The organism is Robinsoniella sp., assembly GCF_034124845.1.
The window spans coordinates 1-10,578 of record NZ_JAWYAJ010000311.1; the positions used below are offsets into that span (position 1 = coordinate 1).

Sequence of the window (10,578 nt, forward strand, 5' to 3'; positions counted from 1 at the left end):
CAGTCTGGAAAGACCGATGCGGTACTGGTTCTGAAGCAATTCGCCCACTGCTCTGATACGTCTGTTTCCTAAATGATCAATATCATCTGCATTGCCAATTCCATATTCCAGATGCATATTGTAGTTAATGGAAGCAATAATATCTTCCTTAGTGATATGCTTTGGAATCAACTCGTGGATATTCTGCTTGATTGCATATTTGATATCTTCAATATCGTCATTTTCTTCCAGTATTTTTTCAAGCACCGGGTAATATACTAACTCTGTAACACCCACTTCTTTTGGATCCACATCTACGAAATTCGTAATGTCAACCATCATACTGGAGATTACTTTTGCATTGCGTTCTTCTGTCTGAATCCAAACGAAAGGAACTGCCGCATTCTGGATATCGTCAGCCAGTGAACGTGTCACTTCGGTACCTGCTTCTGCAAGAATTTCACCTGTTGTAGTGTCTACAACATCCTCTGCAAGCACATGTCCGGCGATACGGTTGCGAAGCAGAAGCTTTTTATTAAATTTATAACGTCCAACCTTAGCAAGATCATATCTTCTGGGGTCAAAGAACATACTGGTAATAAGGCTCTCTGCACTTTCTACTGCCAGCGGTTCACCCGGACGGATTTTTTTATATAATTCCAGAAGACCTTCCTGGTAATTTTCAGATGTATCCTTTGTTAAACTAGCCAGGATCTTTGGTTCTTCACCGAACAACTCAATGATCTCAGCATTGGTACCGATGCCGAGTGCACGGATTAATACCGTAATCGGCACCTTTCTGGTTCTATCTACACGAACATAGAAAACATCATTGGAGTCAGTTTCGTATTCCAGCCAGGCACCTCTGTTCGGAATAACGGTAGCAGAAAATAACTTCTTACCAATTTTATCATGAGCAACTGAATAATAAATACCTGGCGAACGAACCAACTGACTAACGATAACACGTTCAGCACCATTGATTACAAAGGTACCTGTTGCAGTCATTAAAGGTAAATCCCCCATGAATATCTCATGTTCATTGATTTCGTCATTCTCTTTATTATGAAGTCTCACCCTAACCTTTAACGGTGCAGCAAATGTTGCATCTCTCTCCTTGCACTCCTCGATGGAATATTTCACATCATCTTCACATAATGTGAAATCTACAAATTCCAAACTCAGCTTGCCACTATAATCCGCGATTGGAGAGATATCTTCAAAAACTTCCTTCATTCCTTCGTCTAGGAACCATTGGTATGAGTCTTTCTGGACCTCAATCAAATTGGGCATTTCCAGAACCTCTTTTTGTCTTGAGTAACTCATACGAAAGCTTTTGCCGCTTTTGATTGGTCGTATCCTGTTTTTCTCCATTGACGTTTCACCCCTGTTCTTTCTATATAAATATAAACTATTTCCAACAACCCGGTTTTGGGCATAATGATACCCTTGGGCACAATCCTGCACAATAGTGCATCTTCCACTTTATCATAAAGAAAAACTGCTGTCAAGCAGTTTTTTCATATAAAATTGGTTTTAAATTGGTACAATTTGGACATCAATAATTAGCGGCGCCATAGTTTAACAGCGCGCGGGTATCTCTCCATCTGGACTCACTGGACGGGCATCCCAATACCACAGAAATGTAGGTCTTGCCATTTTTGCTTAATGCCCCTGCAAAGCAGTAACCGGCAAGTGTGGTCCATCCTGTTTTCCCTCCCTGGAATCCCGGCATCTGTCCCAGCATCTCATCCGTGCTGTATACCGTAAAGCCCCTGCCGTTTGTAAGACAGGAAAAGCTGTATGTCCTGGATTGGATCATCTGGCGAAAAAGGTCATTTTTAATGGCATATCGCAGCATCTTCGCCAGATCCAAAGCGGATGATCCATGATTTCCCATCTCCAGTCCGTTTGGAGTGACAAATGTTGTATTTTTACAACCAAGCTCTCTTGCTTTTTGATTCATCAGGTCCGCAAAATTTTGTACGGAACCGCTGATATGCTCCGCAATTGCTACCGCCACATCATTATAGGAAGGAAGAAGCAATGCATACAACAGATCCTGCATCCGGTAGACCTCTCCGGCATTCATATACAGCTTGACTTCTTCCTGGGCTGCCGCATACGCCGATACGGAAACCGAATCATTCAATCCTGCATACTCCAAAGCAAGTATTGCTGTCATTATTTTGGTAGTACTGGCATTTGGACGGTTTTGATTTGCATTTTTGTGATAGATAACTTTTCCTGTCCCTGCATCAATTAAGACCGCAGAAGGCGCAGAAAGACTTAATGCAGATGCAGTTACCTTTTTCCCGGAAGCATCTACAAACTTGCTGCCTACAAAGGTACTCTTTACCATTGCCCCATTACTTCCCAGATAGTAGTCCCCAACCCACTTATTTTTCACCATATATCCGTTATTGCCAAAATAATACCATTTGCCGGATACCTTCTTCCAGCTGTTTTTCAGATAGCTTCCGGTTTGATTCTGATATTTCTTCCCTTTGCCAATAGTCCGGATACCCGGTTTCATAAACCCATATTTATCAAAGCTGTATTTAATGCTATTTATCGTAATTCTTTTATTTTTGACCACATAACCATTCTTATCGAAATAACATCGTTTGTTATTGATCGTCTTCCACTTATTTGTTATGTACTGGTTCTTATCATTTCGGAAACGCCAGCCCCTGGAAGTTTTCACAAGACCTTCCACATATTTTCCATTCGCCTCCAGATATCGTTTTCCTACCCAGCCCTGTGTAACGGCATAACCCTTCTTATTAAAATAATAACGATTCCCATCAATGGTTTTCCACTGACTTTTCAGATATCCCTCAGAACCATTCTTATAGCGGAAACCTTTCTGGGTTTTCTTAAAGCTTACGATCCATCTTCCTTTGGAATTTACATACCGTTCTCCAATCCAGCGGCTTTTTTGTAATCTGCCGCTCTTCGTATAATAATACCAGCCTGTACTTTTATGCTTCCAGGCTGCATCCGCCCGGCATACAGCAGATCCTCCCAACAACATAATCAAAATTAATGTGAACAGAATAAAAAACCTCTTCTTTACATATTGCATCTAACTCTACCCCCACTTCGGCTTTCTAACCAGAGCGTGTTTGAAAATTCATTCCCGCTATCACAAAGCAAATTTAAAACACCCTTTGCCTCTTAGAAATATTATACATGATTTGGTAAGATTAACCAAATCAAATTTTCCATATATAGCAAATCTAGAGCGTATTTATGCCGGGTGGCACTACAGATAATTCAAATGGACACGCCAGCGTGTCCGTTTGGCTCGTTGCACGCGGGAACAAAAATGCGCTGGTGCCAAGATGATCTCCTGGCACCAGCGTTTATGTTATGTTATCCTGCAATATGAAATTGAGCAATGATATTCGGATCAGATAGTTCCATCCCAGGTAGAAACTGTTTTTGCTTTCTTCTCTTCTTCATCAAACCACCGGGTTGTCACTACTTTTCCTTCTGTATAGAAACGGTATCCGTCTTTTCCAAGGCAATGCAGGTCTCCAAAGAAAGATTTCTTATGACCATTGAACGGGAACATGCCCACCGGAACCGGAATACCTACATTGACACCCACCATGCCTCCGTCCGTACGCCGTGCAAATTCTCTCGCAAAATGTCCGCTCTGGGTAAAGATTACAGAACCGTTTGCATAGGGATTTGCATTCATAACCGCAAGTCCTTCCTCGAAATCTTTCACTCGTTTGATGCAGAGAACCGGACCAAATACTTCTCTGTCTCCAATCGTCATTCCCGGTTTCACGTGATCAAAGATCGTAGGTCCTACATAACAGCCATTCTCATATCCCGGAACCTGAATCTCTCTTCCATCTAAGATCAGTTCAGCGCCCTCTTCAATTCCTTTTGCAATCCAATTTGTGACAAACTTCTTATGGCCTTCATTTACTACCGGCCCCATACCAGTAGATTTGTCATAAGCCGGACCGACTTTGATTTCCTTAGCTTTTTCTACAATTGCCTGAACCAGATCATCTGCAATATCTTCCTGGACTACAACTACCGGAAGTGCCATGCAGCGTTCACCGGCACATCCAAATGCTGCATTAATTATACCGGCTGCTGTTCTTTCGATTGGCGCATCATTCAGCACCAGTGCATGATTCTTCGCTTCACAAAGAGCCTGAACACGTTTTCCATTTGCTGCTGCAGTTGAATAAATATGTAATCCTACTTCCGTTGAACCTACAAAAGTAATTCCTTTGATATCCGGATGCTCTAAGAACATTTCCGCTTCATTTCTGGAACAGGTTACGATATTGATTACGCCATCCGGAAGTCCTGCTTCCTTATATAATTCAGCGATGCGCATACAGGTCTGAGGTGTAAATGTTGCGGCCTTTATTACAATGGTATTTCCACAGGCGATGCACATTGGTGTCATCCATCCCATAGGAATCATTGCAGGGAAGTTAAATGGAACTATTCCTGCAAATACACCCATGGGTTCACGGTACATTACCGTATCAAAACCGGAGGAAGCATCCATGAGACTTTCACCCATCATTAATGACGGTGCAGAAATCGCCTGTTCCGTTCCTTCTTTCGCTTTCAGGACATCTCCCTCTGCCTCAACCCATGCCTTGCCATTTTCTCTGGCAACCAGTTCTGTCAGTTCATCCATATGGGTGATCAGCAGATCTCTCAGTTTATAAAGAATCTGAACACGTTTGATTACAGGTGTTCCTGACCAGCCCGGAAAAGCCGCCTTTGCCGCTGCAATGGCTTCTTCCACTTCTTCAGAAGTACAGCAAGGTACTTTTGCAGTGATTTCGCCGGTACTTGGATTGCAGGCATCCGTATAACGTTCCGTCTTTGATTCTTTAAACACACCATTTACATAAAAACCCAGTTTCTTAACATCACCCATGATAAATCCTCACTTTCATATTTGTGGTAAACTATTGTAATTTTTTGATTACATTTTGGATATATCTTATATTATCACAGAACTTAACCAAAATCAACACAAACTTTTCGTTATTTTATTCACAAAATAATCAAGATATTCGTCTTGATCTCTGATATATTCATAACTTTACTAATCAATATTATTACTGTAATCTCCAGGCACCTGAGCTTCTTAAAACTAAATTTTTCTATGCATGATAATTCATAACACAAAATCAGCTATTCAATACATGCTATTACTTTGTTTTAATGTCTGTTGGTATAATATACGAACTATAAATTTATCAGGAGGAAACAAAGATGAAAAAGAGAAATTTACAGAAACTAATGATTATGGCAATGTTATCACTCATGCTTACCCTTGCGCTGGGCATGACAACACTGGCAGCATCCAAGACAAAGTCCCTACGTAATAACAAATGGTATACAGATAAAAGTTATGGCAGTACGCAAACTGTATATCATAAAATCAAAGTTACAAAACCTGGACTGATTACGGTTTCGGGATACCGCTATAGTACTTACACCAATTATAAATGGCCCATGGGAATCCGGTTATGCAACAGCAGGAAAAAGGAATTAGATACTTTTACAAAATATACAGCCGGGAGCAGCAGCTCAAATCAGTACTATTGCGTAAAAAAGGGAACTTACTACATTAAAACGACTGACAGCAGCTACAAATTAAAATACAGTTTTAAAGCAATTTCGGATAAAAGCGGTTCAAAGCAGTCCAATGCAAAAAACCTTCCCCGTAATAAAACGGAACAGGGAACCCTGTTATTAGGTGAATCCTCCACTAAATCAGATTGGTATAAAATTGTTTTACCTGCACCGCAAAGAATCCGGTTTACATACGGTGCACTGGCTAACAACAACTGGATTGAATTTAAAATCGTATCACCAAGCCCCTATATCAGAATAACGAATGCATCGACTTATCGGGTGAATTCCACGAAAACAGAAACTACCCAATCTGTATTTCCAGCCGGCGTCTATTACATTCAGGTATTACGGCAAGGATATAATTCCGCATGTAATGGTTCTTATACACTAAAATGGAGATAGTTCATAAAGAACAAAAAAATCCCCGCAGACACCTGGAACCCAGGAATCTGCGGGGATTGCTAATCATCAAATTATTTTAATGTGATCTTAGCGCCTTCTGCTTCTAATTTAGTCTTTAATTCTTCAGCTTCTGCTTTAGAAACGCCTTCTTTAACTACCTTAGGAGCTCCGTCAACTACTTCTTTAGCTTCTTTTAAGCCTAAGCCTGTAGCTTCACGAACAACTTTGATAACTTTAACTTTGTTTGGTCCAACTTCTGTTAATTCTACGTCGAACTCATCTTTTTCTTCTGCTGCTTCTGCTGCTCCGCCTGCTGCTGCTACTACAACACCTGCTGCTGCAGATACACCAAATTCTTCTTCACATGCTTTTACTAAATCGTTTAATTCTAATACAGATAATTCTTTGATAGCATCAATAAATTCTGCTGTTGTTAATTTTGCCATTTTATTTTCCTCCATTTAATTTTTAAATTTTTACGGATATCCGATTTTCCGGTTCCAAGTTTTACGTTGAATTCTTAAGCTTCTTTTGCTTCTGCAATCTGATTAAGAACACGAGCAAGATTTGTAATAGGTGACTGGATACTTCCAAGTAATTTGCCAAGAAGTTCTTCTCTTGACGGAACGGAAGCCAGTGCCTGTACGCCTGTCTCATCGTAGTAAGCTCCTTCTACGACACCTGCGATCAATTTGATAGCCGGAACAGTCTTTGCATGCTTTGCTAAGATTCTTGCCGGAGCAGTTGCGTCTTCTTTGGAAATTGCAATTGCGTTTGGTCCTTCCAGATGTTTGCTGAGTGCTTCGCAATCTGTATCTTTGAATGCAAAGTTCATCATTGTATTTTTGTATACTTTGTAGATAACGCCAGCTTCTCTAAGCTCTTTACGAAGAGCTGTGTCCTGTTCCACGCTGATTCCACTGTAAGTAACTAAAATAACTGATGCTGCATCTTTAATACTTGCGCTAATCTCTTCAACAACTGGTTTTTTAAGTTCAACTTTTGCCATGAATGGTGCACCTCCTTATGTTAGTATGTGTACCGCCGTAAAAAAACCTCTTTGTACAAGACAAAGAGGTTTCATAAATCATTCTTATAAGAACTCATTACTCCTCGGTAGGCGTTTTCACCTTATGCCTTGCGGCACCTACTGTCTTCGGCAGTTTTCTAATAGACTATAGCATAGTATGTCTGAATTTGTCAAGCAGATTTTAACATTTTTTCTGCTCATCTTACTCTTTAATTTTTTTGTGGAACTCCTGTAAGGAATGAACCTCTAAACGATCACCCTTTTTCACTGCCTTAATTCCTTCAGCTGTAGCTTTTGCTGCAGCCATAGTTGTCATATAAGGAATTTTTTCCTTAATAGCAGCTTTCCGAATATAGCTGTCATCTGTTGCACCTTTTTTATCAATCGGTGTGTTGATGATCATTTGAATCTTTTTATTTGTAATGGCATCCAGGATATTCGGTCTTCCTTCATTGATCTTGGAGATCTTTTCCACTTCAAGGCCGGCTTCCCTGATCAGTTCATAAGTGCTTCCTGTAGCCATCAGTTTAAATCCGCAGTCGTGAAGCCCCTGCGCAACCTCTTTTACTTCCGGCTTGTCTCTGTCACTTACGCTGAGCAATACGGTTCCTTCTAACGGAAGTTTGGTCTGGGTAGCTTCCTGGGCTTTATAGAAAGCTTCTCCAAAGCTTTCGGAAATACCAAGTACCTCTCCCGTAGAGCGCATTTCCGGTCCTAATAAAGGATCCACTTCCGGGAACATATTAAATGGGAACACTGCCTCTTTCACACCATAGTGTGAAAACTGCTTCTCTTTCAGCGACAGCACCGGTGATGGTCTTCCCGTTAAATGTGAAGTCATAATATCGGTAGCAAGTTTTACCATTTTGATATTACATACCTTGGATACAAGTGGTACTGTTCTGGAGGCACGTGGATTCGCTTCCAGCACATATACCACGCCGTCTTCGATCGCATACTGCATATTCATAAGTCCGACTACATTCATTTCTGCAGCAATTTTTCTTGTATAATCCTTAATTGTTTCGATCTGCTCTTCTGTCAGATTCTTAGAAGGGAGAATACATGCGGAGTCACCGGAGTGAACACCTGCAAGCTCAATATGCTCCATTACTGCCGGTACAAATACATTGGTTCCATCGCTGATGGCATCTGCCTCACACTCGGTAGCATGATGTAAGAAACGGTCAATCAATATCGGTCTGTCCGGAGTAACGCCAACTGCTGCCTTCATGTAGAATGTCAGGGCATCGTCATCATGAACCACTTCCATGCCTCTGCCGCCCAGGACATAGGAAGGACGTACCATTACCGGATATCCGATCTTGCCCGCAATTGCAAGTGCTTCTCCAGCGTTTACTGCCATTCCAGCTTCCGGCATTGGAATATTCAGCTTCTTCATCATATCCCGGAACAGATCTCTGTCTTCTGCCAGGTCAATGGTTTCCGGTGTTGTTCCAAGAATATTTACACCGGCTCTCTTCAGGTCATTTGCCAGATTTAACGGTGTCTGTCCGCCAAACTGTGCGATAACGCCTACCGGTTTTTCTTTCTCATGAATGCTGAGCACATCTTCCAGAGTCAGCGGTTCAAAATACAATTTATCAGAAGTATCATAATCCGTTGATACCGTCTCAGGATTACAGTTTACAATAATCGTCTCGAAGCCTAATTCTTTTAATGCAATTGCAGCATGTACGCAGCAGTAATCAAATTCAATACCCTGTCCGATACGGTTTGGTCCGCCGCCTAGTATCATAATCTTAGGCTTATCACTGTTAACCGGGCTTTCGTCTTTCATATGGTAGCTGGAATAGTAATATGCAGAATCCTTGGTGCCGCTTACGTGAACCCCTTCCCAGGCCTCTGTAATTCCGGCATCAATCCTTGCAGATCTAATTTTATCTTCAGTCACTTCCAGAATCTGACTCAGATATTTATCTGCAAATCCATCTAACTTAGCCTGTTTTAATACATTTGTCTGGGGAATACTGCCTTTTGAAGCTTTTAGCGCTTCTTCTTCTTCCACCAGTTCTTTCATCTGTTCTATGAAGTAATGTTTAATCTTGGTTAAATCAAATAATTCCTCTACGGAAGCTCCTTTTCTAAGTGCTTCGTACATAATAAACTGGCGTTCGCTTGTTGGTACGGCAAGCATTTTTAACAATTCTTTCTTCGTCTTAGAAGCAAAATCCTTTGCATTCCCCAATCCGTATCTGCCGGTTTCAAGACTTCTGATTGCCTTCTGGAAAGCCTCTTTATAAGTCTTTCCGATGCTCATTACTTCACCAACTGCTCGCATCTGTGTACCCAGTTTATCCTCAGATCCTTTAAATTTCTCAAATGCCCAGCGTGCAAATTTAATGACAATGTAATCTCCGCCCGGAACATACTGATCCAGAGTGCCATATTTTCCGCATGGGATTTCATCTAAAGTTAAACCACTTGCCAGCATTGCAGAAACCAATGCAATTGGAAATCCGGTTGCTTTGGATGCAAGTGCCGAGGAACGTGAAGTTCTTGGATTGATTTCGATGACGATAATACGGTCGCTGACCGGATCATGTGCAAACTGAACGTTTGTTCCACCAATTACTTCAATCGCTTCCACGATTTTATAAGCCTGCTCCTGAAGTCTTTTCTGAACTGCCTCTGAAATAGTAAGCATTGGTGCGGAGCAGAAGGAATCTCCTGTGTGTACACCCAGCGGATCGATATTTTCAATGAAGCAGACCGTGATCATGTTGTTCTTAGAATCACGAACCACTTCTAACTCCAGCTCTTCCCAGCCGAGAATGGATTCTTCAACCAGTACCTGGCCTACCAGACTTGCCTGTAAGCCTCTGGCACATACCGTCTTTAACTCTTCTACATTATAGACCAGACCGCCGCCGGCACCACCCATTGTATATGCGGGTCTTAATACAACAGGATATCCCAGATTATCGGCAATTTTCAAAGCCTCTTCTACTGTATATGCCACTTCGCTTCTTGCCATTTCAATACCCAGACTGTCCATCGCCTTTTTGAATTCGATACGGTCTTCTCCACGCTCAATGGCATCTACCTGAACACCGATAACTTTCACATCATATTTATCCAAAACGCCTGCCTTTGCCAGTTCGGAACAAAGATTCAGACCGGACTGTCCGCCAAGGTTTGGCAGTAATGCATCGGGACGTTCTTTTTCAATAATCTGAGTCAGACGTTCTACATTTAATGGTTCAATATAAGTAATATCCGCTGTTTCCGGATCTGTCATGATCGTTGCCGGATTAGAATTAACCAGAACAATTTCATAACCAAGGTTTCTTAACGCTTTACACGCCTGTGTTCCGGAATAGTCAAATTCGCATGCCTGTCCAATGATGATAGGACCGGAACCGATAATAAGTACTTTGTGAATATCATTTCTCTTCATGGTTTTACCTCTCATAATATCTATTTGTATACTATACTACCCAAAATCATTAGGTCTATTATACGTTATTGTAAGAGATGTGTAAATATATAATTTAATCCCATGACAAAGT

6 protein-coding genes, 1 pseudogene and 1 other annotated feature are annotated in these 10,578 nt (G+C 41.3%); of the genes and pseudogenes, 1 reads left to right on the top strand and 6 read right to left on the bottom strand.

Going from position 1 to position 10,578, the window contains the following annotated elements:
- The 3 genes and pseudogenes from ACH2DQ_RS15805 to ACH2DQ_RS15815 form a co-directional block, all read right to left on the bottom strand.
- Nucleotides 1-1,353, bottom strand: a pseudogene (locus ACH2DQ_RS15805) (DNA-directed RNA polymerase subunit beta); the annotation flags it as partial.
- Nucleotides 1,354-1,537: 184 nt separating this feature from the next.
- A complete protein-coding gene (locus tag ACH2DQ_RS15810; RefSeq protein WP_395027379.1) occupies nt 1,538-3,067 on the bottom strand; it encodes a D-alanyl-D-alanine carboxypeptidase in 1,530 nt (509 codons plus the stop codon).
- 327 nt (nt 3,068-3,394) lie between these two features.
- Nucleotides 3,395-4,906 (bottom strand): CoA-acylating methylmalonate-semialdehyde dehydrogenase, encoded by a 1,512-nt coding sequence (locus ACH2DQ_RS15815; RefSeq protein WP_394913612.1) that lies wholly within the window; start codon nt 4,904-4,906, stop codon nt 3,395-3,397.
- 341 nt (nt 4,907-5,247) lie between these two features.
- Here ACH2DQ_RS15815 and ACH2DQ_RS15820 point away from each other — a divergent pair, with 341 nt between their 5' ends.
- Entirely contained in the window at nt 5,248-6,015 is a 768-nt protein-coding gene (locus ACH2DQ_RS15820) for a hypothetical protein (RefSeq protein ID WP_394913611.1), read from the top strand.
- A gap of 71 nt (nt 6,016-6,086) precedes the next feature.
- Here the strand turns inward: ACH2DQ_RS15820 and rplL are convergent, their stop codons facing one another.
- From rplL to carB, 3 genes are all read right to left on the bottom strand, one after another.
- Nucleotides 6,087-6,461: a 50S ribosomal protein L7/L12 gene (rplL, locus tag ACH2DQ_RS15825; protein ID WP_027296072.1), complete on the bottom strand. Its 375-nt coding sequence runs from the start codon at nt 6,459-6,461 to the stop codon at nt 6,087-6,089.
- Between the two features lie 74 nt (nt 6,462-6,535).
- On the bottom strand, nt 6,536-7,024 hold the full coding sequence (rplJ, locus tag ACH2DQ_RS15830) for a 50S ribosomal protein L10 (RefSeq protein WP_394913610.1): 489 nt from the start codon (nt 7,022-7,024) through the stop codon (nt 6,536-6,538).
- Between the two features lie 30 nt (nt 7,025-7,054).
- Nucleotides 7,055-7,193 (bottom strand) — a sequence feature (ribosomal protein L10 leader region).
- 54 nt (nt 7,194-7,247) lie between these two features.
- Nucleotides 7,248-10,466 carry a carbamoyl-phosphate synthase large subunit gene (gene carB / locus ACH2DQ_RS15835; RefSeq protein WP_394913609.1) on the bottom strand — a complete coding sequence of 1,073 codons (3,219 nt, stop codon included), beginning with the start codon at nt 10,464-10,466 and terminating at the stop codon, nt 7,248-7,250.
- Nucleotides 10,467-10,578: the final 112 nt, after the last annotated feature.

Excerpts from the sequence above, each read along its gene's own strand:
- ACH2DQ_RS15810 (WP_395027379.1), bottom strand. The coding sequence starts at position 3,067 with ATGCAATATGTAAAGAAGAGGTTTTTTATTCTGTTCACATTAATTTTG.
- ACH2DQ_RS15815 (WP_394913612.1), bottom strand. The coding sequence starts at position 4,906 with ATGGGTGATGTTAAGAAACTGGGTTTTTATGTAAATGGTGTGTTTAAA.
- ACH2DQ_RS15820 (WP_394913611.1), top strand. The coding sequence starts at position 5,248 with ATGAAAAAGAGAAATTTACAGAAACTAATGATTATGGCAATGTTATCA.
- rplL (WP_027296072.1), bottom strand. The coding sequence starts at position 6,461 with ATGGCAAAATTAACAACAGCAGAATTTATTGATGCTATCAAAGAATTA.
- rplJ (WP_394913610.1), bottom strand. The coding sequence starts at position 7,024 with ATGGCAAAAGTTGAACTTAAAAAACCAGTTGTTGAAGAGATTAGCGCA.
- carB (WP_394913609.1), bottom strand. The coding sequence starts at position 10,466 with ATGAAGAGAAATGATATTCACAAAGTACTTATTATCGGTTCCGGTCCT.